The sequence below is a fragment of the Paenarthrobacter nitroguajacolicus genome (genome assembly GCF_007786235.1).
In the GTDB taxonomy this organism is placed as follows: domain Bacteria; phylum Actinomycetota; class Actinomycetes; order Actinomycetales; family Micrococcaceae; genus Arthrobacter; species Arthrobacter nitroguajacolicus_A.
Window position 1 is genome coordinate 1 of the sequence record NZ_VNFK01000004.1, and the last position, 22,495, is coordinate 22,495.

The 22,495-nt window shown below is 63.7% G+C and carries 22 protein-coding genes and 1 riboswitch; of the genes, 9 read left to right on the forward strand and 13 right to left on the reverse strand.

Translation table 11 applies throughout. The features are described 5' to 3' along the window. The 6 genes from FQP90_RS05720 to FQP90_RS05745 form a co-directional block, all read right to left on the reverse strand. Nucleotides 1–383, reverse strand: a 383-nt coding sequence (locus tag FQP90_RS05720) for a serine dehydratase beta chain (protein WP_280115944.1), incomplete at its 3' end; no start/stop codon positions are given. Between the two features lie 275 nt (nucleotides 384–658). Further along, entirely contained in the window at nucleotides 659–1,978 is a 1,320-nt protein-coding gene (gene glyA, locus FQP90_RS05725; protein WP_144648736.1) for a serine hydroxymethyltransferase, read from the reverse strand. Continuing rightward, nucleotides 1,975–2,358 (reverse strand): glycine cleavage system protein GcvH, encoded by a 384-nt coding sequence (gene gcvH, locus FQP90_RS05730; RefSeq protein ID WP_018780328.1) that lies wholly within the window; start codon nucleotides 2,356–2,358, stop codon nucleotides 1,975–1,977. Before gcvH ends, glyA begins: the two co-directional genes overlap by 4 nt. Before the next feature lie 84 nt (nucleotides 2,359–2,442). Further along, nucleotides 2,443–3,564, reverse strand: a complete 1,122-nt coding sequence (gene gcvT / locus FQP90_RS05735; protein ID WP_144648737.1) for a glycine cleavage system aminomethyltransferase GcvT — start codon at nucleotides 3,562–3,564, stop codon at nucleotides 2,443–2,445. A gap of 11 nt (nucleotides 3,565–3,575) precedes the next feature. Then, on the reverse strand, nucleotides 3,576–6,422 hold the full coding sequence (gene gcvP / locus FQP90_RS05740; protein ID WP_144648738.1) for an aminomethyl-transferring glycine dehydrogenase: 2,847 nt from the start codon (nucleotides 6,420–6,422) through the stop codon (nucleotides 3,576–3,578). A gap of 149 nt (nucleotides 6,423–6,571) precedes the next feature. Continuing rightward, nucleotides 6,572–6,670: riboswitch (glycine riboswitch) on the reverse strand. Nucleotides 6,671–6,744: 74 nt separating this feature from the next. Beyond that, entirely contained in the window at nucleotides 6,745–8,235 is a 1,491-nt protein-coding gene (locus FQP90_RS05745) for a PucR family transcriptional regulator (protein WP_144648739.1), read from the reverse strand. A 165-nt stretch (nucleotides 8,236–8,400) separates the two neighbouring features. On the opposite strand from FQP90_RS05745, the gene FQP90_RS05750 reads away from it, so the two are divergent. The 4 genes from FQP90_RS05750 (at nucleotide 8,401) to FQP90_RS05765 (ending at nucleotide 12,434) form a co-directional block, all read left to right on the forward strand. Further along, on the forward strand, nucleotides 8,401–9,783 hold the full coding sequence (locus FQP90_RS05750; protein ID WP_144648740.1) for an MFS transporter: 1,383 nt from the start codon (nucleotides 8,401–8,403) through the stop codon (nucleotides 9,781–9,783). After that, on the forward strand, nucleotides 9,780–10,775 hold the full coding sequence (gene speB, locus FQP90_RS05755; protein ID WP_144648741.1) for an agmatinase: 996 nt from the start codon (nucleotides 9,780–9,782) through the stop codon (nucleotides 10,773–10,775). The genes FQP90_RS05750 and speB overlap by 4 nt, the downstream gene beginning before the upstream one ends. Nucleotides 10,776–10,908: 133 nt before the next feature. Then, the gene (gene mscL, locus FQP90_RS05760; RefSeq protein WP_144648742.1) at nucleotides 10,909–11,385 is read left to right on the forward strand and encodes a large conductance mechanosensitive channel protein MscL; all 477 of its coding nucleotides are present in this window, start codon (nucleotides 10,909–10,911) and stop codon (nucleotides 11,383–11,385) included. Between the two features lie 149 nt (nucleotides 11,386–11,534). Further along, the gene (locus tag FQP90_RS05765) at nucleotides 11,535–12,434 is read left to right on the forward strand and encodes an amino acid-binding protein (RefSeq protein ID WP_144648743.1); all 900 of its coding nucleotides are present in this window, start codon (nucleotides 11,535–11,537) and stop codon (nucleotides 12,432–12,434) included. Between the two features lie 39 nt (nucleotides 12,435–12,473). On the opposite strand, the gene FQP90_RS05770 is transcribed toward FQP90_RS05765, so the two are convergent. The 4 genes from FQP90_RS05770 to FQP90_RS05785 all read right to left on the reverse strand — a co-directional run bounded on the left by FQP90_RS05770 (nucleotide 12,474) and on the right by FQP90_RS05785 (nucleotide 15,725). Continuing rightward, the gene (locus FQP90_RS05770) at nucleotides 12,474–12,665 is read right to left on the reverse strand and encodes a hypothetical protein (RefSeq protein ID WP_244296526.1); all 192 of its coding nucleotides are present in this window, start codon (nucleotides 12,663–12,665) and stop codon (nucleotides 12,474–12,476) included. A gap of 164 nt (nucleotides 12,666–12,829) precedes the next feature. Continuing rightward, entirely contained in the window at nucleotides 12,830–14,203 is a 1,374-nt protein-coding gene (locus tag FQP90_RS05775; RefSeq protein WP_144648744.1) for an NAD(P)(+) transhydrogenase (Re/Si-specific) subunit beta, read from the reverse strand. Further along, nucleotides 14,200–14,529, reverse strand: coding sequence for an NAD(P) transhydrogenase subunit alpha (locus FQP90_RS05780; RefSeq protein WP_144648745.1), 330 nt, complete (start codon nucleotides 14,527–14,529; stop codon nucleotides 14,200–14,202). Before FQP90_RS05780 ends, FQP90_RS05775 begins: the two co-directional genes overlap by 4 nt. Further along, nucleotides 14,529–15,725: a Re/Si-specific NAD(P)(+) transhydrogenase subunit alpha gene (locus FQP90_RS05785; RefSeq protein WP_144649099.1), complete on the reverse strand. Its 1,197-nt coding sequence runs from the start codon at nucleotides 15,723–15,725 to the stop codon at nucleotides 14,529–14,531. Before FQP90_RS05785 ends, FQP90_RS05780 begins: the two co-directional genes overlap by 1 nt. A 187-nt stretch (nucleotides 15,726–15,912) precedes the next feature. Between FQP90_RS05785 and FQP90_RS05790 the strand changes: the two genes are divergently transcribed. After that, a complete protein-coding gene (locus tag FQP90_RS05790; RefSeq protein WP_144648746.1) occupies nucleotides 15,913–16,524 on the forward strand; it encodes an NADPH-dependent FMN reductase in 612 nt (203 codons plus the stop codon). Between the two features lie 109 nt (nucleotides 16,525–16,633). After that, nucleotides 16,634–17,020 carry a hypothetical protein gene (locus FQP90_RS05795; RefSeq protein ID WP_144648747.1) on the forward strand — a complete coding sequence of 129 codons (387 nt, stop codon included), beginning with the start codon at nucleotides 16,634–16,636 and terminating at the stop codon, nucleotides 17,018–17,020. Nucleotides 17,021–17,042: 22 nt separating this feature from the next. Here FQP90_RS05795 and FQP90_RS05800 read toward each other — a convergent pair whose 3' ends face one another. After that, the gene (locus tag FQP90_RS05800) at nucleotides 17,043–17,738 is read right to left on the reverse strand and encodes an HAD family hydrolase (protein ID WP_144648748.1); all 696 of its coding nucleotides are present in this window, start codon (nucleotides 17,736–17,738) and stop codon (nucleotides 17,043–17,045) included. Then, the gene (locus FQP90_RS23570) at nucleotides 17,728–18,042 is read right to left on the reverse strand and encodes a hypothetical protein (RefSeq protein ID WP_244296528.1); all 315 of its coding nucleotides are present in this window, start codon (nucleotides 18,040–18,042) and stop codon (nucleotides 17,728–17,730) included. Before FQP90_RS23570 ends, FQP90_RS05800 begins: the two co-directional genes overlap by 11 nt. A gap of 81 nt (nucleotides 18,043–18,123) precedes the next feature. Here FQP90_RS23570 and FQP90_RS05810 point away from each other — a divergent pair, with 81 nt between their 5' ends. From FQP90_RS05810 to FQP90_RS05820, 3 genes are all read left to right on the forward strand, one after another. Next, a complete protein-coding gene (locus FQP90_RS05810; RefSeq protein WP_144648749.1) occupies nucleotides 18,124–18,765 on the forward strand; it encodes an NADPH-dependent F420 reductase in 642 nt (213 codons plus the stop codon). Nucleotides 18,766–18,919: 154 nt separating this feature from the next. Next, nucleotides 18,920–20,497, forward strand: coding sequence for a phytoene desaturase family protein (locus tag FQP90_RS05815; protein WP_144648750.1), 1,578 nt, complete (start codon nucleotides 18,920–18,922; stop codon nucleotides 20,495–20,497). A gap of 144 nt (nucleotides 20,498–20,641) precedes the next feature. Further along, nucleotides 20,642–21,439, forward strand: a complete 798-nt coding sequence (locus FQP90_RS05820; RefSeq protein WP_167510417.1) for a VOC family protein — start codon at nucleotides 20,642–20,644, stop codon at nucleotides 21,437–21,439. Here FQP90_RS05820 and FQP90_RS05825 read toward each other — a convergent pair whose 3' ends face one another. After that, entirely contained in the window at nucleotides 21,440–22,339 is a 900-nt protein-coding gene (locus FQP90_RS05825) for a PaaX family transcriptional regulator (protein WP_244296533.1), read from the reverse strand. Nucleotides 22,340–22,495: the final 156 nt, after the last annotated feature.

Consider the following 22,495-nt stretch of genomic DNA (forward strand, 5'->3'; position numbering starts at 1 on the left):
GTATGCCGCGGCAACACCGTCAACGGATGCAACACCATATCCTCCACCGCATACGGCAACTCCACACCCCCACCCGACGCACCAGCAAGGTTCAACACACCGCTCTCAGCAATCCCAGCCAGCCGCTCCTCCACCTCATCAGGCAGAATCAGCTCGGGGTGGTAACCCTCCAAGCCCAGCAAGGTAGCAGTGAAGGTGCCGTGCCCCTTGCCCGTGGCAGCCAAGGAGCCATAAAGATCAACACGGAGCCCGGCCACGGCAGGAAGCACACCGGACTCACGCAGCTCACGGGCAAACACCGCCCCGGCCCGCATCGGCCCCACAGTATGCGAACTCGACGGACCAATACCCACAGAGAACAGATCGAAAACGCCAACAGCCATAGCTGGGATCCCTTTCAGGGAAGAGTGAAACAAAGACAAAGAATGTGGGGGCCGGGCCAATCCCGAGCCAAGGCGGCCCGGCCCCCGGAGGTCCCAGTGCGGACCTCCAACCCGGTCTTTATGTGGGCGCCCGTTCCCAAGCGACCGCCCACCCGGGAGATCAATGTGCCTACGCCGTGGAGCGCCTCGGCCGGAACAGGGGTTCGCTGCGAAACATGCCGTTCGCACGGCGCACTCCGCAGCGAGCCCCCGAATCGGTCAGCGCAACCTAGCGACTAGCCCAGGTTTGCCGTGCCCGGGTACAACGGGTGCGCGGCAGCGAGTGCTTCAACGCGGTGACGCAGCCCGGAAAGGTCCGCTTCGGCGTCGGCAATCAAAGCCTCGGCGATGATGTCCGCAACCTCACGGAAGGCCGCTTCACCGAAGCCTCGCGTAGCCAGCGCGGGCGTGCCGATCCGCAGGCCGGAAGTGACCATGGGCGGGCGCGGGTCGAAGGGTACGGCGTTGCGGTTGACGGTGATGTCGATCGCGGCGAGGCGGTCCTCGGCCTGCTGGCCATCGAGTTCGCAGTTGCGCAGATCCACCAGGACCAGGTGCACGTCCGTTCCACCGGAAACCACCGAGATGCCCTTCGCAGCGACGTCGGGCTGGATCAGGCGTTCGGCCAGGATGCGGGAACCGGCCAGGACGCGTTCCTGGCGCTCACGGAACTCCTCAGAGGCAGCGATCTTGAACGCGACAGCCTTGCCCGCGATCACGTGCTCCAGAGGTCCGCCCTGCTGGCCCGGGAACACGGCCGAGTTGATCTTCTTGGCGATGTCGGCGTCGTTGGAGAGGATGATGCCGCCACGCGGACCGGCCAACGTCTTGTGCGTCGTGGACGTGGTGACGTGCGCGTGCGGGACCGGCGAAGGGTGCAGGCCGGCGGCGACAAGCCCGGCGAAGTGGGCCATGTCCACCATGAGGTAGGCGCCCACGGAGTCAGCGATCCGGCGGAACTCAGCGAAGTCCAGCTGTCGCGCATACGCGGACCAGCCGGCCACGATCAGTGCCGGTTTGTGCTCCTGGGCCAGGCGCTCCACCTCCACCATGTCCACGGTATGGGTGTCCTCGCGAACCCCGTACGGGACCACGTTGTAGAGCTTGCCGGAGAAGTTGATCCGCATCCCGTGCGTCAGGTGGCCGCCGTGGGCGAGGTTCAGGCCCATGATGGTGTCGCCCGGCTTGATCAGCGCGTGCATCACCGAGGCGTTCGCCTGCGCACCGGAGTGCGGCTGGACGTTCGCGTACTCGGCGCCAAATAATGCCTTGATGCGGTCAATGGCCAGCTGCTCAATGACGTCGACGTGCTCGCAGCCGCCGTAGTAGCGCTTGCCCGGGTAGCCCTCGGCGTACTTGTTGGTCAGCACCGAACCCTGCGCCTGCATGACAGCCACGGCAGTGTGGTTCTCCGATGCGATCATTTCCAGGCCGTCGCGCTGGCGGCCCAGTTCGTCGTCGATCTTTGCGGCGATCTCGGGGTCCAGCTCGGAGAGCTGGGCGTCCAACGACGCCGACACAACCTGCTGGTACTCGGTTACCGACACGGGGTTCACAGTTCGCCTCCGTTGGCTGCTGCGTACTCTTCGGCCGACATGAGCGGACCTTCTTCAGTGGCGGCGACCTTGAACAGCCAGCCCTGGCCGTAGGGATCGTTGTTGATCAGGGCGGGATCTCCGACAACGGCGTCGTTGATCTCTGTCACCTCACCCGTCACAGGCGAGTACAGATCGGACACGGACTTGGTGGACTCCACCTCGCCACAGGTCTCGCCCGCAGTGACTGTGGAACCAACCTCGGGCAGGTCCACGTACACGATGTCACCCAAAGCGTCAGCGGCGACGGCGGAGATCCCAATCCCCACCGGCCCGTCCCCGTCAGCGGCAACCCACTCGTGCTCGGCCGAGTACTTCAATTCAGCTACTACCTTGCTCATTCCAATTCCTTCTCTTTCTTCGAGTTTTTGTACAGCTGATGCCCTCAAAAGGGCCTCATAAGGGCGTTATGTGTACGAAAACTCTTATTTTTGGCGCTTGTAGAACGGCAGCGGCACCACTTCGAAAGGCTCTGCCTTGCCGCGGAGGTCGACGTCCACGAAGGACCCGGGTTCGGCATGCTCGACGTCGACATACGCCAACGCCACCGGGTAACCCAGCGTCGGGCTTGGTTGGCCCGAGGTCACCTCACCGATGAGGGAACCGTTCTTGAGGACTGAGTAGTGGGCGCGGGCGGCTCGGCGACCGGTGCCCTTGAGGCCTACGAGCTTCTGGCCGATGGTGGTTCCGACGCCTGCTGCCTTGATGGCAGTGAGTGCGTCCCGGCCAACGAAGTCGCTTTCCTTGGCCAGGGAAACTACCGGCCCCAGACCTGCGGCGTAGGCGTTGACGTGGCGGGAGAGCTCGTTGCCGTAGAGCGGCATGCCGGCTTCGAGGCGGAGGGAATCGCGGGCTGCGAGCCCAGCGGGGATGAGTCCGTGGCCTTCGCCGGCTTCCAGGAGCGCTTCCCAGAGCCCGGCAGCGTCGACGTTCGGGATGTAGATCTCGAACCCGTCTTCTCCGGTGTACCCGGTGCGGGCCAAGAGCAGGTCCTCGCCGTTGATGGATACCTCAACTGCTGCGTAGTACTTCAGCTCCGTCACCAAGGAGTGCTGCTCGCCAGGCACCAGTTTCAGCAGAATCGCCTCGGCGTTCGGTCCCTGCACGGCGATCAGCGAGGTGTCCGCCGAAGCGTCCTGAACCACGACGTCGAAACCGGCTGCCCGCTCCCCCAGCGCCGCGGCGACCACCTTGGCGTTGCCCGCATTGGGGACCACCAGGAAGTTATCGTCAGCGCGACGGTACGTAATGAGGTCGTCGATGATGCCGCCGTCGACGTTGCAGATCAGCGAATATTTGGCCTTGCCCACCGCAATCGCGGACAGTTTGCCCACCAGGGCGTAGTCCAGGAACGCTGCGGCCTCGGGACCGGTGACCCAGACTTCGCCCATGTGGGAGAGGTCGAACAGGCCGGCTGCGTTGCGGACCGCGTGGTGCTCGGCGAGTTCGGACTCGTACTTGAGGGGCATCTGCCAGCCGCCGAAGTCCGTGAAGGAAGCGCCGGCCTTTTTGTGTTGCTCGTACAGAGCGGTGTAGTTCTCAGACATGTCAGGAGTCCTTAGTTTTCGAAGTCCGTGAGGGGCGGGCAGGAGCACACGAGGTTGCGGTCCCCCGCGGCACCGTCAATGCGGCCAACCGGTGGGAAGTACTTGTCCTGCTTGAGGTGGTGGACCGGGAACGCGGCCTGCTCACGCGGGTAGTCGCGGTCCCAGGCGGAATTTACGACGGCGGCAGCCGTGTGCGGCGCGTTGCGCAGCGGCGACTTTTCAACAGTGAAATCGCCGGTGGCCACCTGCTCGATTTCGGCACGGATGGTGATCATGGCTTCAATGAAGCGGTCGATCTCTGCCAGGTCCTCGGATTCGGTGGGTTCCACCATCAAGGTGCCTGCCACCGGGAAAGCCAGGGTGGGCGCGTGGAAGCCGAAGTCGATGAGGCGCTTGGCCACATCCTCGGCCGTGACACCCGTACGGGCTGTCAGCTCGCGGAGGTCCAGGATGCACTCGTGGGCAACGAGTCCGCCTTCGCCCGTGTACAGGATGGGGAAGTGCTCATCCAACCGGGAAGCCACGTAGTTGGCCGCCAGCAGCGCGGACTTGGTGGCTTCGGTCAGGCCCTGGCCGCCCATGAGCTTCACGTACGCCCAGGAGATCGGCAGGACCCCGGCGGAACCGAAGCGCGAGGCCGAGATCGCGACGCCGCCTTCGGAAGAATCACTGTTCGCGTCACCGGGCATGAACGGTGCCAGGTGTGCCTTGGCTGCGACCGGGCCAACGCCCGGACCACCACCGCCGTGCGGGATGCAGAAGGTCTTGTGCAGGTTCAGGTGCGAGACATCGCCACCGAACTTGCCCGGCTGGGCCAAGCCAACCAGCGCGTTGAGGTTGGCGCCGTCAACGTACACCTGGCCACCGGCCTCGTGGACCGCATCGCAGACTTCGCGGACGTCGGCGTCGTACACACCGTGCGTGGACGGGTACGTGATCATGATGCAGGAGAGCGCGTCCTTGTTGGCCTCGATCTTGGCCTTCAGGTCGTCGTGGTCGATCGTGCCATCGGATGCCGTCGCCACGACGACAACCTTCATGCCGGCCAGCACCGCGGAGGCAGCGTTCGTGCCGTGGGCCGAGGCCGGGATGAGGCACACGTTGCGCTGCTCATCGCCGTTGGACAGGTGGTAGCCGCGGATCGCCAGGAGACCGGCAAGCTCACCCTGGGAACCGGCGTTCGGCTGGATGGACACCTGGTCGTAGCCGGTGATCTCAGTGAGGTCGGCTTCCAGGTCTTCGATCAGTTCGCGCCAACCCGCCGTCTGGTGGTCCGGAGCGAACGGGTGGATCGAGGCGAACTCCGGCCAGGAAATGGCTTCCATCTCCGCGGTGGCGTTCAGCTTCATAGTGCAGGAACCCAAGGGGATCATGGTGCGGTCCAGAGCGAGGTCCCGGTCGGACAGCTTGCGGATATAGCGCAACAGCTGCGTCTCGGAACGGTGCGTGTTGAACACCGGGTGCTGCAGGAAATCAGAGGTGCGGACTACGTCTGCGGGCAGCTCGAACCCGGAGGCGTCCCCCACCGGGCCGGCACCAAAGGCGACGGCCACCGAGGACAGGACCTCCGGCGTCGTGGTTTCATCAACCGAAACCCCCACGGTGTCGGCGTCGATGATCCGCAGGTTGATGCCGCGGGCTTCGGCGGCGGCGATGACCTTCTCTGCCTTGCCGGGGACTCGGACGGTGAGGGTGTCGAAGAAGGAATCTGAGACGAGCTCGCGACCAGCCTTCTGCAGCGCAGTGGCAAGGGTGCGGGCGTGGCCGTGGACGGTTTCGGCGATCGCCTTCAGGCCTTCAGGGCCGTGGTACACCGCGTACATCGAAGCCACGATGGCGAGCAAGGCCTGTGCCGTGCAGATGTTGGATGTGGCCTTTTCGCGGCGGATGTGCTGCTCGCGGGTCTGCAGCGCGAGGCGGTAGGCGGGGACGCCGGCGTTGTCCTTGGAGACTCCGACGATGCGGCCCGGGAGCGTCCGCTCCATGCCTTCACGGACGGCCATATAGGCCGCGTGCGGACCACCGAAGAACAGCGGGACACCGAAGCGCTGCGCAGTTCCGACGGCGATGTCTGCACCTTGTTCGCCCGGGGGCGTGATGAGGGTGAGCGCCAGCAAATCGGCGGCCACGGTGACCAGTGCGCCGCGTTCCTTCGCGTCGGAAATGACGCCGGAGTGGTCGAAAACCCGGCCCGAAGCACCGGGCTGCTGGAGGACGACGCCGTTGATGTCGCCGTCGGGCAGACCGGCGGAGAGGTCCGCGACCTCCACCTCGAATCCCAGCGCCTCAGCGCGGCCCTTCACGATGGCGATGGTCTGCGGAAGGAGGTCGGTGTCCAGGACAGTCTTGCCATCCTTGGCCGTCTTGTTCTTGTTGGCCCGGCGCATCAACAGCACGGCCTCGGCCACGGCGGTGGCTTCATCCAGCAGGGAAGCGTTCGCCACGGGAAGGCCGGTGAGATCCTGCACCATGGTCTGGAAGTTGAGGAGCGCTTCGAGGCGGCCCTGCGAAATTTCCGGCTGGTACGGCGTGTAGGCGGTGTACCAGGCCGGAGCTTCGAGGATATTGCGGCGGATGACCGGGGGCGTGACGGTGTCGTAGTAGCCCTGGCCGATCATCTGAACCGCGGTCTTGTTTTTGGAAGCAAGCTTGCGCAACTCGGCGAGGACCTGCACCTCGGTGAGGGCGTCCTGCAGCTTCAGGGCGGTGTCCTGGCGGATGGAATCGGGGACGGCGACGTCTACCAGGCCGTCGACAGAGTCGTAGCCGATGGCCTTGAGCATGGTGTCAACGTCGGCCTGGCGGCGGGCGCCGATGTGCCGGTCCGCGAAGGCGGTGGGGGTTGATTGAACAGTCAAGAGGAACTCCATGATTCAGGCGCCCAATGAGCGCCACGATGATGTGGGGTTCCTCCCCGCTCTGTATTGGACCTGAGAGATTCCGCAGGGATGGTTGCCTGCTTGCACCGTCGGTGAGCCCGGTTGCCCGGGCTGCTTTCCAGAGTTGCCTAACCGCGGCGGTACATGGGCCTGAGAGATTCCTGGGGAGGATTTGCTCCTACGGCGCCTGACTGGATGTACCGGCAGGACTCTCCCGCCGCAGATCAAAAGCGTTGCATCACGTCAGTGACACGCTTCACACCATAGCGTGGGGTTTCGCAAAAGTGCAAGCAAGCGGCCCCTACCCGCGCATGGCCTCGTGGATCTGCAGCGCGAACCAGATTTGCGCCACCGTGGAGGTTTCGCCCATGTCCAGGCCTGTCAGCTCACCGATTTTTCGGATCCGGTAGATGATGGTTTGCCGGTGCGCGAACAGCGCTGAAGCCGTCTTCTGCCACGATCGCTGCGAGTCCAAATATGTCCTCAGCGTGACAATGAGATCGCCATCCTGCCTCTGTTCATAATCGAAAATCGGCCCCAGCAACCGCCGGACCAGAGCCGTTCCTTCCTCGAAACCCGTCAAGCCCAACCATGAGGGCCCCTCCGCATACCGGGCGACGTCCAGCTTGTTCGCGCGGGCCGAACCGAGGGCCCAGAGGGATTCCTGCAGGGCACGCTGGATGTTGGCCACCGCAGCGGGGGCACTGATGCCCAGGGTGGCACTCCCGCCGCAGTGGGCCAGGACGTCGTCGTCAACGTCGGCCGGGACCACCACGTGCAGCCGGGTATTCCGCATCAAGGTGACAGAGGCAACCCCGTGCCGCCACAGCTCGATATGCACCCCGGCCAGCCTGTCGCCGTCGTCCGCTTGAATCGAGGCGACCAGAAACCCAGCTGCCGGGACCCCGAAGGCCGCCAACCTGCTTTCCATCTCAGCCGCTCCCAGACGGCCGTCGAAGGCCTGAAGCAAGAACTCGCCCGCGGCCCGGTGCCGGCCTTCCAGCGACAGGACGATGCGCGAGAGCTGCAGTCCCAGCACGGTTGCGGCGTGCAGAAGTACGACGGCGTCCGGGTGCGGTTCGCTGTTGGGCAGCACCACCAAGAGCGCATTGGCATGGGTGGGAATATCCATGGTCAGCACATGCCTGCCCCGGATTCGGTGCCACTGGAAGTTCTTCCCGGCAGGGGTCACCTGCCCCGACGACGGCGCCCAGGCATCAGCGAGGAACTCCGGGAGTGCCTTCCCATCGGGGTGCCAGGGATGGAGGCAGCGGCGATCCACGACGAACAGGTCCGCGTCCAACTCGGTCGCCAGCCGCTGAACGAGGCTCTGCCAATGGTCCTCGGAGGCACCTGCGGTGCGGAGCAGATCATAGACGCGCGCCGTCTGCCGGAGCCGACGCGACTCTTCGAGCAGCGAGGACTCCGCAACCGACCTGGCGATGGCGATGAACGGCAAGGGATACGGAATATTGACCAGGGGCAAGGGGAGCCGATCGCACGCCGCCAGGAATTCCGCGGTCAGGGTCGGCGCGTGCATCTTCTCTCCGATGGCCAGGGCGCTGGCACCGCTGTCCATCAGGGCCTCCGCGAGCGCCACTTGCCCGTCTGCGTCGGCGGGAATCGAGAGACCATTGGTCATCATGAGTTCGCCGCCCGTGACCCACTCCCAGAGCCGGGGCAGGTCCGAGGTGTGAGCCCAGGTGATGCGGTTATCCATTCCTGCCGAGCCGGCCAGGATTGTCAGGCCCAGCTGCGGTTCGGCGACGAGTTCAGCGACGGTGATTGCCATTGCTACGGCTACCCTTCTCATGCATTTGGCAGTTTTTAGACACTTGTCTAAGCACCCCCGCCATTTGTAGTCAATGTACTTCTATCCTCCGTGACCTGCATCACCAAGACTTCAATTACATACTTCCCCTGCTCAACGATGAGCACTCACGAGAGAGGGTTTGCAATGAGCGCAACCAGCAACCTCATTGATGACGCCCCACTAACCACGTTCCACAAGAAGCTGACATTCTTCGCTTCCGGCGGGCCCTTCATAGACGGCTACGCCTTGTCGATCATTGGTATCGCACTGATCACCATGATTCCCGGCCTGGACATGACGCCTGCAGAGATCGGCTTGGTAGGTGCGGCAAGCCTTGTCGGCATTTTCTTCGGGGGCGGCGTCTTCGGTTGGCTCACCGACAAGATCGGCCGACACAAGATGTACATTGCCGACCTGATCGCCTTGGCACTGTTCTCCGTGCTGAACGGCTTCGCCACCGAGATTTGGCAAGTAGTCCTCTGTCGGTTCTTCCTGGGGATGGCCATTGGCGCCGACTACCCCATCGCCACGTCCCTCTTGGCAGAGTTCCTGCCCAAAAAGCACCGCGGGCGCCTTCTCGGAGCAACGTTTGTTGTCTGGGCGATCGGCGCGGCCGTCGCGTACGCCGTCGGATATCTGCTCCGCGACACGGGACCCGATGCCTGGCGCTGGATGGTCGCCAGCCCCGCGATCTTCGCCGTTATTACGTTGCTCTTCCGGTTGGGCACTCCCGAGTCCCCACGTTGGCTGCTCTCGCGCGGACGGCGCGAGGAGGCCGATGCTGTCATCAAGAAGGTCTACGGACAGCAGTATGGGCTGGCTGATATCGCTTCCGACAGCGAGGGACCGGCGAAGCAGGGCAGGTTCCTGGATATCTTCCGGGGCCAATACTGGAAACGCACGCTGTTCGTCTCCATCTTCTGGACTGCGCAGGTCATCCCCCTGTTCGCCGTGTACACCTTTGCTCCGGACCTCCTGCACTCCATGGGTTTGACCGGCGATGCCAACCTCTACGGAGGATCGTTCCTGATTTCCATGTTGTTCGTGGTGGGTGGCATTCCCGGGCTCTGGCTCGTTGAAAAGATCGGGCGACGCAAGTTGCTTCTTTCGAGCTTCGGGGTCATCGTGGTGGCCCTCGCCATCCCGGCTTTCATTCCAAATGTCCAAGCCGCGCCTCTCTTCATCGCCCTGGCTATCTTCGCTCTGGCCTCTGGCGCCTCCAGTTTCCTCGAAGTTGTCTACCCCAACGAGCTCTTCCCCACAGAGGTTCGCGCAACGGCAGTGGGCTTCGGCACCGCGGTCAGCCGAATTGGATCGGCCGCCAGCACGTACTTGATGCCCGTCGCAATCGTGAGCTTCGGCGCTGCAGGTTCGCTGCTCATCGGCGCCGGAATCTCGTTGGTGGGTTTGGTGGCTACTTTCCTGCTCGCACCCGAAACGGCCAACAAGTCCCTCTCAGAACTCACCAACCAAAAGAAGCCGGCAACCCCGGAGCCCAACAAAGTAACCGAAGGATCCCTGTCATGACCACTCACCAGCCCATTGGCCCCGTCGATGCCACCAAGGTTCCCCGCTACGCCGGATTGGGTACGTTTGCGAGGCTGCCGCAGATTGATCGCGTCCCCGACTACGACATTGCCATTGTCGGCGTACCGTTCGACGGCGGAACCTCCTACCGCCCAGGGGCCCGGTTTGGTCCGGCCGCAGTTCGCGAAGCCTCCCGCCTCCTGCGCCCTGGTTACCACCCGGAGTTGGATGTAGAGCCAGTCAACGAAGTCCAGGTCGTGGATGCCGGCGACATCGCCTGCACTCCCTATGACATCACCCGGGCAATCCGCGAGATCGAAGAACAAGCCCGTCCCCTGATCAGCGCGGACAAGAAGCTGATCTCCATCGGCGGCGACCACACCATCGCGCTCCCCATGTTGCAGGCGCTCAACAAAGTGCACGGTCCAGTAGCACTGCTCCACTTTGATGCCCACCTGGACACCTGGGACACGTACTTCGACCAGCCAGTCACGCACGGAACCATCTTCCGGAGGGCCTTCGAGGAGGGCCTGCTGATCGAAGACAAATCCATGCACGTCGGGATCCGCGGGCCGGTTTACGATCGGAATGACTTCCTCCGGGACCACGAGTTCGGTTTCCAGATCATTCGTTGCTCCGACCTGGACGTCATCGGCGTCCCGGCGGCCATCGACCAAGTCAAGCAGCGGCTGGGTGACACTCCCGTGTACGTTTCCATCGACATCGACGTCCTGGATCCGTCCTACGCACCGGGCACCGGTACCCCGGAAATGGGTGGCCTGCACTCCCGCGAACTTCTTGCACTTCTCCGCGGCCTGAACGGTATCAACATCGTAGGTGCCGACGTGGTTGAAGTGGCCCCCGCCTACGACCATGCCGACATCACCAGTGTGGCCGCGGCGACAGTGGTGTTCGACCTGTTGGCCCTGATGGTAAATCGAGGTAAGGGAGCCACCGTGTCCGGCCACGAACTCGAAGCGGCTAGAGCCTGACCTGGACGTGTTTGTTTGAAGCCCGCCGTGGGGGTCAAGTTTCCTCCCTGGTCACTTGACCCCCACTGGAAACACCGGAATGGTAGTTTGATTCCTGCTGAGGCAGACAACGCACCCAACCGGAGGACCATCCATGTTTAAGGGTTTCAAGGACTTTATACTTCGCGGAAACGTGATCGAACTGGCCATCGCGGTCGTTATCGGCAGTGCCTTCACCGCACTCGTTACAGCCTTCACCAACAACATCATTAACCCTGTGATCGCCGCCGCCGGCGGCATGAACGCTGACGGGCTCGGCTTCAAGATCTGGGAGAACAACCCCGCCACACTCGTCAACATCGGCGCCGTATTGACTGCTTTGGTGACCTTCGTGATCACCGCAGCGGTGGTCTACTTCATCTTCGTGGCGCCCATGAACAAGATCAACTCTTTGGTCAAGGACCGCCTCTCCACCGAGGAACCCGAGGAAGAGCCGCTGCCCGCAGACACCGCACTGCTGGCCGAGATCCGCGACCTCCTGAAGGACGCAGCCGCAGCCCGCAACGCGGAGCGCGGTTCGGATCTGGATTCCGACCTCGACCCGGATCTCGATTCCGACCGCATCCGCTAGGACCAGCGCACACCAGCGCCCCTTCCCAGCCGCGTCGTTTAACCCGGCGTTCTCCCCCGAGAACGCCGGGTTCTTGCGTTCACCGGGCCGTACCCAGAACGTGACGCGCGGGCAACGGGTTCGAAACAGGGGCAGGGCAGCATGAAACCATGAAGCCCAACCCGAGCACTCCCCTCACCGCGGACCTCCTCTGTGATGTCTGCGGCCAGTTGCCCGAACCGCCCAAAGCCCGGCTCACCCTCGCCAACATCGCGGTCATGCTTCCCATCGAACTTCTGGTGCATGCCGCAGTTGTGGAAACGCACCTCCCCTACGTTGCCAAGGTCCTGCTGCTTGCGGTGACCGCTACAGTCCTGGTCATCTGGGTGGCTGAGCCATCAGCCGCGAAGGTCCTCAGGCGCTGGCTGCATGCTTCGGCACTACGCCAGCGACGACAACTGCACCTGGCTCCATCGCTGTGGCGGGCGCGCACGCTGCTCCACGACCAGCCAGGCTCCTTGCAGAAAATCACCCACTCCCTTGCGAAGCTGGACACCAACATTCTTAGCCTGCACGTCCACCTGATGGCCGGAACTGGGATGGACAACGTGGTGATGGACGAGTTCGTCCTCTCCGCACCGGGAAACGTCACCGAGCAGGAACTGCTCAAAGCACTGGACGACGGCGGCGGGCGTGAGTCCCACGTGTGGCCCACCACCGCGCTGGCCATGGCTGACGGCCAAACCAAGGCGCTGAGCCTCGCCACCCGCGTGGCCGGGAATCCGCAGGAACTTCCGATGGCAGTCGCCGAGCTGCTTTCCGCGAAAGTAGTCCCCATCGATCCGGAACATCCAAAGGGCGAGGTGACTGCCGGCGTCGGGCCTTCAACGGACATCCTGAAGATTCCGACAGCCTGGCATGGACCGCTGGTGTTCTCGCGGCAGGGCGAGCCGTTCACTCCGGCGGAATCAGCCCGAGCGCACAGGCTGGCTGAACTTGCGGAAATTTTGGCACACCGTCCGGCTGAGCCACGGCGTTCCTCCCCGGTGGGCGCAGCGAAGCGGACGTAGCACTGTTCAGCCGAGCACGCGGCGCGTCAGGGATGCTGCTCAGTTGATGAGCTGGACCCGGAGGCCCGTTCCGCGTTCCTTCGTCACCATCCGTCGTTCAATTGCTCCCCTTTGCGTGAGCCACAGAATGCTGCCGTCAGGAGTAACGGCCTCCACCATGCCTTGGTCCACGATGTCGTCGCCACGCCAGACTTGAACAGTTTGGCCAACCAGCAACGTCCAATTGTTCACCCTCCTGCCCCGTGCTTGGACGAAGCGGAACCCAAACAACGGCTCTTTCCTACTGTCTTGCACCCGACGACTCCTAGCCTGCTGTACATGGTTCTGTACAAGTCCAGTGCCTTCAACCATCGGTCCATGACGCAGTTACGTGGCCAAGTTCAGGGAATGGGCCGCTACAGCGCCTTCACAGCCCCCAGCACCTTGGTCAAGGAATCCTTGGCATCACCGAAGAGCAGTGTGGTCTGCGGCTCGTAGAGCAGTTCATTTTCAATCCCGGCGAACCCGGGACGCATGGAGCGCTTGAGGAACACCACTTGCCGGGCATCGGCCACTTCCAGGATGGGCATTCCGTAGATGGGCGAACCCGAGGTGGTCTTCGCGGCCGGGTTGACTACATCGTTGGCGCCCACCACCAAAGCAACATCGGCCGTTCTGAAATCGGAGTTGATGTCGCTCATTTCCTTCAGCGACTCGTAGGGAACATTGGCCTCGGCCAGGAGGACGTTCATGTGCCCCGGCATGCGGCCGGCAACGGGGTGGATGGCGAAGTCGACATCGATCCCCCGTGCTTCCAAGGCCAGGGCCAACTCGGCCGCGGTGTGTTGGCCCTGCGCGACGGCAAGACCATATCCGGGAACGATGATCACACGTTGTGCATAGCCGAGCAGCACCGCGACGTCCTCGGCGCTGGAGGAACGGACAGGCCGCTCACTGACGGCGGTGGATCCGGCAGTGGAGCCTCCCTTGAAGGCTCCGAACATGATGCCGGCAACGCTGCGGCCCATCGCCGCGGCCATGGCACGGGTGAGGATGGTGCCGGAGGCCCCCACCAGTGTTCCCGCCACCACAAGGAGCACGTTCCCCAAAACCAGCCCGGACGCTGCCACAGCCAAACCGGTGAAGGCGTTCAGGAGGGATATGACAATCGGCACGTCTGCACCGCCCACCGGCAACACCAGGAGGATGCCTGCTGCAAGCCCCAGCACCAACAGGGTCAGCGCGAGGACCAAAGATCCGTTCAGCATCACCACAACACCGGCCCCCACTGCGGCCAGCAATACCAAGGCCATCAGGGCGGGCAGGCCGGGAAACGTCACCGGCCGGGTGGTCATGAGTCCTTGGAGCTTGGCAAAGGTGACTCCTGAGCCGGCAAACGACACCGCGCCCACCAGCAAGGTGAACACAATTGCCAGGCGGACCCAAGGGTCGTCCGAATGCGAGAGCTCCAGCAAGGCAACCAGCGCGGCGGCACCACCACCCACCCCGTTGAAGAGGGCCACGAGCTGCGGCATCTGCGTCATCTGGACCCTGCGCGCCACCGGAGCAGCCACTCCCGACCCCACCGCGATAGCCCCAAGGATCCAAGGAATGTTGTCCAGCTTCACGGAAACGAACACGGTGACCACGGCAAGCAACGCCCCAAGAGCACCGATGAGATTTCCGCGCCGGGCAGTCCGTGGGGAGTTCAGGCCTTTCAGGGCCAGGATGAAGCAGGCCGCCGCGGCGAGGTACAGCAGTGCCGTCCAGGTGGGGTTGAGCAGCGTCACGGGCGTCGCTCCTCGGCGGGTTCTACTGCATCAACCTTCGACGCCGGCCGTTGCCTTCCGCGGAACATCTCCAGCATGCGGTCGGTCACCACGAATCCGCCCACGAGGTTGGCCGTGGCCAGGACTACGGCCAGGAGGGCGACCGCCAGGACCCACGGATCTGCAGCCTGCCCGGCCACAATGATGGCCCCCACCAGGATGATGCCGTGGATCGCGTTGGCCCCGGACATGAGGGGTGTGTGCAGGGTGCTGGAGACCTTGGAAACGACCTCAAAGCCCACAAATACGGCCAGCACAGTGATCGTCAGCAGGCTCATGCCATCCATCAGCGCACTCCTTCGGTTCCGGGGTGAGTACTTCCAAAAGGCGCGGTCTCGCCGGCCAGCGCCGTGAGTGCCTCCGCCGTGGGGGCGTGCCGGACCTCACCGTCGTGGGTGAGGCAGGTGCCGGCCACCACGTCGTCGTCGAAGTCCGGCGCAACCACGCCCTCCCGGGTCATGAGGGCCAGCAGGTTGGCCACGTTCTTGGCGTAGAGGCGCGAGGCGTCCGCGGGCATGGCCGACGCCGCGTCCTTGATTCCCACGAGCGTTACGATGCCCTGGCCATCACCGGTGGGAATGGGAAGGTCCTGCCCTGGGATGCTCCCTTCGACGTTTCCACCGGATTCTGCCGCCAGATCAACCACTACCGACCCCGGACGCATGCCTTGGACCATGTCCCGTGTGACCAGAAGTGGGGCCCGCCTGCCGGGAACGGCGGCCGTGGTAATCAGCACATCCGCCTGGGCCACGTGTGGCGTCAAAAGTGCACGCTGCAGCGCACCCCTGTCCGCACTCAGTTCCCGGGCGTAGCCGCCCGAGGCTTCCGCAGTTTCGAGGTCCAGTTTGATGAACGTTCCGCCCATGGAAGCCACTTCGTCGGCCGAGGCAGGGCGGATGTCGTTGGCGGAAACCCGCGCACCGAGCCTCTTCGCGGTGCCGATCGCCTGCAAGCCCGCCACACCTGCCCCAAGAACCAGCACGCGGGCCGGTGGAATAGTCCCGGCGGCCGTCATGTAGAGCGGGAAGAACCGCGGTAGTCGCATGGCTGCCTCGAGCACGCAGCGATAGCCAGCCACCAAAGCCTGCGAGGTCAGGGCATCCATGGATTGGGCGCGGGAGATGCGGGGAACCAGTTCCATCGCAAACGAGGTAATTCCCCCGGCGGCGAGCGCCGGGACCGTAGGCAACTCGGACGACGGCGACCCCAAGCCGACGGTGATGGCTCCCCTGCGGAGGGCCCCCGCCGTCGACGGTTCCATGGGCCGGACGTGGCAGTAGACGTCCAGGGCCCCGAGATCCAGCGACTGCACCACGGAGGCACCTGCCTGCCGGTAGTCATCGTCGCTATGGCCGGAAGCCAGCCCCGCGCCGGATTCGATCTCTACCGCAAGGCCCAAACCCGCCAATTGCTTGACCGTTTCCGGCGTGGCGGCCACACGTCGCTCCCCATCGAGCGCCTCGCGCGCTATGCCTGCTTTCACCCGCCACCCCTCTTCCGGAACGCTCCAGAAACCAGTTGGCATGAGTCTATGACTGCAAGGGGCCGGGCGGGAGTAGGGGGCTGCGCTATGTGCACAAGTCCACTAGGGTCGGTGGAAGCTGGGGGCAACCAGCCACCACACCGTCGACGAGCCGGTTCCGGCCGTGCCGTCGGGAAGGAACGCCGCTATGGATTCATTCAAGATCGGCTATTTCGTCGGAAGCCTCTCAAGTACCTCCATCAACCGGGTCCTGTCCAAAGCGCTTATCAGCGTGGCGCCCCCGGAGCTGGAATTCCATGAGATCACCATCAAGGACCTCCCCCTCTACAGCTCGGATTACGACGCCGATTTCCCTCCGGCGGGCCGCGAACTGAAGGATGCCATTGCGGCGTCGGACGGCATCCTGTTCGTCTCCCCCGAGTACAACCGCTCCATCCCGGGCGCGCTGAAGAACGCGATCGACTGGGGTTCACGCCCGTGGGGCACCAACTCGTTCGCACGGAAACCCACCGGAATCATCGGCGCTTCGCCCGGTGGCATCGGCACCGCGGTGATGCAGTCCTCCATGCGCAGCGTGCTGAGTTTCCTGGATGCGCCGCAATTGAACGCGCCTGAGGCCTACATCCGTTTCGTTGCGGACGCTTACGACGACGACGGTTCAGTTAAGGACGAAGGCACCGCAAAACTGTTGCGGCACTACATGGAGGAGTACAGCGCCTTTGTCCAGCGCGTCCTCGCGGCCAACGCACCAGGCCACATCGGTGACCAGGAACCGGATTCCTCTAAGCTCACGCGGTAGGAGTTCCGGGGGTGTTGCCCGTCGCACTACGGGTGCCACCCCCACACCCCTCCAATAGTCAGTATGCTTACTACCACAACGTTCTCGACCCCGTTCCCAGGAGAAAACGATGCTTCGTAGATTAGCTCTGACCACCTTGGCGCTGACCCTGCTCGCGAGCTCAGCACTGTCCACCGCAGTATCTGCCACCGCGTCCGTCGGCATGCAGGGCAGCGTTGCGGCCACCACAGCCACCCCAACACCGGAACCCAGCAATCCGTCCGGGCCCTCCACGGCAACACCCACCGCGGAGCCGACATCCGACGCCCCCAACCCCGCGGGCACCGGACCGGCCAACCCGGGGACGGGCGAGACGGGCCAGCAGGAGCAGACGCGAACCGACGTGGTCCCCTGGGTACTGGCAGCAGTTGCCGCAGCCATCATCATCGCGTTGATCATTTGGACCATGCGGAACCGCCGCGGCCGGGACAAGGGAATCGGCGACCAGCAGCGCTAGCCGCTTCCGGCGGGTTGGCCGCTCAGCGCCCTGCCGCGAGCTTGCCGATGAGGCTGGTCTCCAGGTGTTCCAGCAGGTGCCGCGGATTGTCATAGACCTCCGCGGCACCCGCTTCGCGCAGCTCCGCTTCGCTGATTCCACCGCAGGTCAGGGCAATGACCGGGATCCCAATGGCCGCTCCGGCCTTGACGTCCCAGACCGCATCGCCCACAAATACGGCATTTTCCGGACTCACACCAAGCTTCTCGAGACAGGCCACAAGGATGTCCGGGGCGGGCTTGCTTTCCTTGGCATCGTTGGAGCTGGTCCACGCATCAATGGAGGAAGCGGCGTCGAGGATCCGCCTGCTCACCTCAAGGTCCCGCTCCTGGGCCGACGACGCCAAACCCACGGCCAACCCCGCGCTGGAGCATCCGGCCAGGAGCTCGCGCACTGAACCAAAGGGGCGCAGCGTCGGCCAGAACGTTGAGAACACCGCGCCGTGCGCCGACTTCAGCTCTTCCTGCATATCCTCGGAGCAGTCCGGGACCAAGGTCTGAATGAGGCGATCGCCCCCCATCCCCACGAGGCGGTGGATTGCGGACATTTCGATGTCCAACCCTTCGCGCCGGAAGGCCTGCCACCAGGCCAGTGCGTGGAAGTAGCTGGAGTCAATGAGGGTTCCGTCCACATCAAAGAGGACTCCGCGCTTCTCTTTGGACGACGTATCAGCTGCCACAATTAGCCACCTTCGATTGAATCTGCGCGCCCTGCGCTGCGAGCGCAGAATCGATGATTGGTTCTTCCAGCATCAGGACGGCATAGCGCTCCGCCGTTGCCGTGCGAAGCAGGCCAGTACCAGCTACTTCCCGGAGGGAAGCCACCCCTTCCACAGCATCATCCACCGACGAAAAGCGCTTGGAGAGGCCCATCAAGGCGTCCTCGCCGTCCACCACCAGAATTCGATATCCCCCATCGGGGGTTTCAACCAGCTCCAAATGCCCGGCCACCCCAACCTCCTCGCCTTCGATGACAAACCGCATAGTAAGACTACTTAGTATAAACCCTCCGAAATATTGCGTAACGCGGGAAATAGGCGCCTGCAACATCTTGTTGGCACCGACATGACAACAATCGGAATCATCGGTGCAGGACACATTGGCAGCCAGGTTGCACGCAAGGCAGTGGAACTTGGCTACGACGTCGTGATCAGTAACTCACGGGGTCCCGAGACGCTCGGCGAGCTGGTTGCGGAACTTGGGCAGCGCGCCCGGGCCGCAACGGCAGCCGAGGCAGCAGCGGCAGGCGATTTCGCCGTCGTGACTGTTCCCCTGAAGAACTACCAGGACATCCCCACTGAGCCGCTGGAGGGCAAGGTGGTCATCGACACCAACAACTATTACTGGGAGCGCGACGGCCGCATTCCGGAACTGGATAACGGCGAAGCCACCACCTCCGGACTGCTCCAAAAGCACCTGCCGACCTCCAAGGTAGCCAAGGGCTTCAACCACATCTTCGCCAAGGACATCACCACCGACGGCGCACCCGCGGGCACGCCCAACCGTCGCGCACTGGCCACCGCGAGCGACTTCCCGGAAGCCGCCGAACTCGTGACCCGGCTGTACGACGAGTTCGGCTTCGACACCGTCAACATCGGCCCACTCGAAGACAGCTGGCGTGTCGAGCGCGACCGCCCCGCCTACGTCATCCGGCAGAACGCCGAAGAACTGCGGGAAAACCTCACCAAAGCGACCCGCACGGTCTGACGCACGACGGCGGACATGCGCCTTTCGCGTGTCCGCCGCCTCCGCGCCCCGGACGTGATGCTCGTCATAGGCAAATAGCCCGCGAGGAACAGATTCTCTTACCCTTCAGGACTTCACTGGTAAGTTCCCCAAACTTCAGCGTTAGTCTCGCGGCATGGAAAAAACCGAATTCGACGTAGTCATTGTTGGCGGCGGACACAACGGCCTGACGGCGGCCGCCTATCTGGCCCGGGCAGGCAAGAGCGTGGCCGTATTGGAACGCGAGGCCCACTTTGGCGGGGCCGCTGTTTCCGCTGCAGCGTTCAAGGGCGTGGAGGCCCGCCTGTCGCGGTACTCGTACCTGGTCAGCCTCTTTCCGGAACGGATCATCCGCGAGCTGGGCCTGAACATCGATCTCGTCCACCGCCGCTACTCTTCCTACACACCCAACCCGCACGATACCGCGACCGGCCTGCTCATTGATGGCGGCGATCCGGAGGCCAGCAGGAAATCCTTCGCGAGTGTGGGACACGGAGCGGAGGCGGACTTTGACCAGCTGGACGGGTTTTACGCCGATACCGGAAAGCTCGCGCAGGCCCTTTTCCCCACCGTCTGCGAACCCCTGCCCACACGATCCCAGGCGCGGGAACTCGTAGGCGATGACAAGCTGTGGACCGAATTCATCGAGGAGCCCCTCGGGGAGGTCATCACCAGGCGGCTTTCCCACGATCTGGTCCGGGGCATGGTTGCCACCGATGCCCTGATCGGCACGTTCACATCCCTTGATGATCCGTCCCTGGATGCCAACCGTTGCTTCTTGTATCACGTGATCGGCAACGGAACCGGCGACTGGGACATCCCCGTTGGCGGGATGGGATCAGTATCGAAGGAGCTGGAGCGGGCTGCCCGGGATGCCGGCGCTGTCCTGCTGCCGGATGCGGAAGTTACGGCCATTTCCGACGACGGAAGGGTCCAGTTCCAGCGCGGCGGCACCACGTATGCCTTCACAGGCCAGCGGGTGCTGTCCAACGTGTCACCATGGGTGCTTGAGGGCCTGTTGGGGAATTCCCCCGTTTCCGGGACCCGACCGGAAGGCGCGCAGATCAAGGTCAACCTCTTACTCAGCAGGCTGCCGAAACTACGCGACCAGTCCGTTTCGCCCGAAGCGGCCTTCGGCGGCACCTTCCACATCAATGAGGACTACGGGCAGTTGGAGGGCGCATATCAAGCAGCCCTGGCTGGCGCGCTCCCGCAACCGCTCCCGTGCGAGATCTACTGCCATTCGCTCACGGACCCCAGCATCCTCTCCGACGGACTCGTGGCAGCAGGGGCTCAAACATTGACCGTGTTCGGCCTGCACGTTCCGGACCGGCTGGTCACTGAAGAGAACAACGAGAAACTGCGGGGAGAGCTCCAGGCGGCTGTCCTGGCATCGCTGAACTCGGTGCTGGCAGAGCCCATTGAGGATCTCCTTCTCCGGGACGCCGATGGGAACCCCTGCGTCGAAGCGAAAACCACCCTTGACCTGGAACACGCCTTGAACATGTCCGGAGGAAACATCTTCCACGGACCCCTCCAATGGCCGTTCCTGGAAGACGATGCTCCGCGGATTTCGCCGGCCGAACGTTGGGGAGTTGCCACCAGCCACGCGAACATCTACATGTGCGGGGCAGGCGCCCGTCGCGGTGGCGGCGTCAGCGGCCTTGGTGGTCACAACGCGGCCATGGCCGTTCTGGAGGATTTGCAGGGCTAATTCGCAGGGCTAATTTGCAGGGCTAAAACGTGTCACGAATCGGGTCCCACCCGCACTTTATGGGTGGCGGCCTCTCCGGACGCTCGGCGCATAGGGCATCCGGGGAGGCAGCTGCGCCCCTGAGCCCTACACCCGAGGAGTCCCGTGTCCACCAAAATCTCGAGCTGGCCCGCAGCAACGCCCATGTGGGTCGATTTGGGTGTCGATGATCTGCCCGCGGCAAAGTCCTTCTACGCGGACCTCTTCGGCTGGGAATTCGTTTCCGGCGGCGAAGGCTCCGGCGAGTACCTCCTGGCGCATGTTGGCGGACGCGCCGTCGCGGGCGTGGGCCCCAAGCAGGATCCAAGGACGCCAACGGTATGGACCACGTTCCTGGCGTCGGACGATGTTGATGCCACGTCCAAGAAAGTAGTCGCGGCTGGAGGGCAGCTGATTGCTCCCCCGTTTGATGTGATGGATTCCGGCCGCATGGCATTGGCCATGGACAACGTGGGCGCGGTCTTCGGCCTTTGGCAGGCCGGCACCCACATTGGGGCGGAACGCGTCAACGAGCATGGTGCCCTGTGCTGGAACGAACTCCACACCCGTGATTACGCGGCCGCCCGCTCCTTCTACTCCGAAGTCTTCGACGTCAGCTACCAGGACGCCAGCAGTGATGGCTTCATCTACTCCATCTTCAAGCGCCCGTTGGACGGACGCGACGTGGGTGGTGTCCACCACGACTCGGATATGCCGGACGGTGTGCCGAACCATTGGCTGGCCTGGTTTGCCAGCAACGACGTTGACGCAACTGCCGCAAGGGCCCAGGACTTGGAAGCGACGCTGCTGGCGCCCATCATGGACAGCTCGTTTGGTCGCATGGCGATCGTGCAGGGGCCGCAGGGGGAAACATTCGGCATCGTCGCAACACCAAGCACTGGCGACCAAGCGGTCAGCGACTAGTCAGGCTGCCGCCGGGTCCAGGGCCTCAGCGATGACTTCGTGAGCGTGTGCTGCCGCAAGGGGCGCCGCCAAGCGATGTACGGCCTGGAAGGTCCTGCGAACCGCCGGGCCGTGCCACTCGGGAGGAAGGTAGTCGGTAGGCAGGTTGGGGTCCCGGTACGGGAACCTGCGCCACATGGTGAGCATCGGAATGTAATAACGGAAAGCGTCGCGCCGCAGCTCTTCGGTGGACTCAGCCACGGCAGCTTGGGGGTCGTCCCCTACCCGCTCGGTCCATTGCTGCTCCGCACCGTCGTAGAGCTCCAGGAACTCGGTGAACTGCTCATCGAGTTCCTTGAGGTCCCACCATTCAGAGATCTTGGGTCGCATGGGACCGTCAAAGACGTAGTCGCTCCGGAACAGGTCCACGAACTCAATCAGCCCGCTGGCCGTAAGGCGCTCCCGGGCTTGCTCCAACTTGTGCGCAGGAGCGATCCAAACCCCATTGGCCACGGACCCGAACCCCAGCCCCAGCAGCGCGGACCTCAGTTGGTGCCTGCGGTTCCGCATGGATTCGGGCACCGAGAAAACGGCCAGCACCCAGGTATCCACCGGCGCAGGCTGCTCGGGAGCGAAGATCCGCCGATCTCCTTCGCGGAAGACGTCGCTGACTGACTCTGAAATCTTGTACTTGGCGATCCCGTCCTCACGGACACTTTTCAGCACGCCCTTGGCCTTGAGCCTGGACACCGAGGACCTCACTCCCGGAGCGTCATATCCGAGTGAACCCAGCATGGAGATCAGCGCAGAGACCGGCAAAGCATCGCCCGCGTTCCGGCCATAGAGCCCGAAGATCGTGACGAGCAGCTGCTGGTGGCGCACCGGGGGTGCCGGGACGGCGAACATCGAAAGGGTCCTCATTTCCGCGCCGCAGTTCAGGCGCCAGTTCAGTTCATCATAGGCGTGGGAGCAGCGCCGCCAGCTCAACCTCAGGCCTCGAACTGGCAAGGCTATAGTAAGGATGCTTACTATGGGGGAACACTTGAACTCCGCAACAGGACCAAGCAGCCACATCAG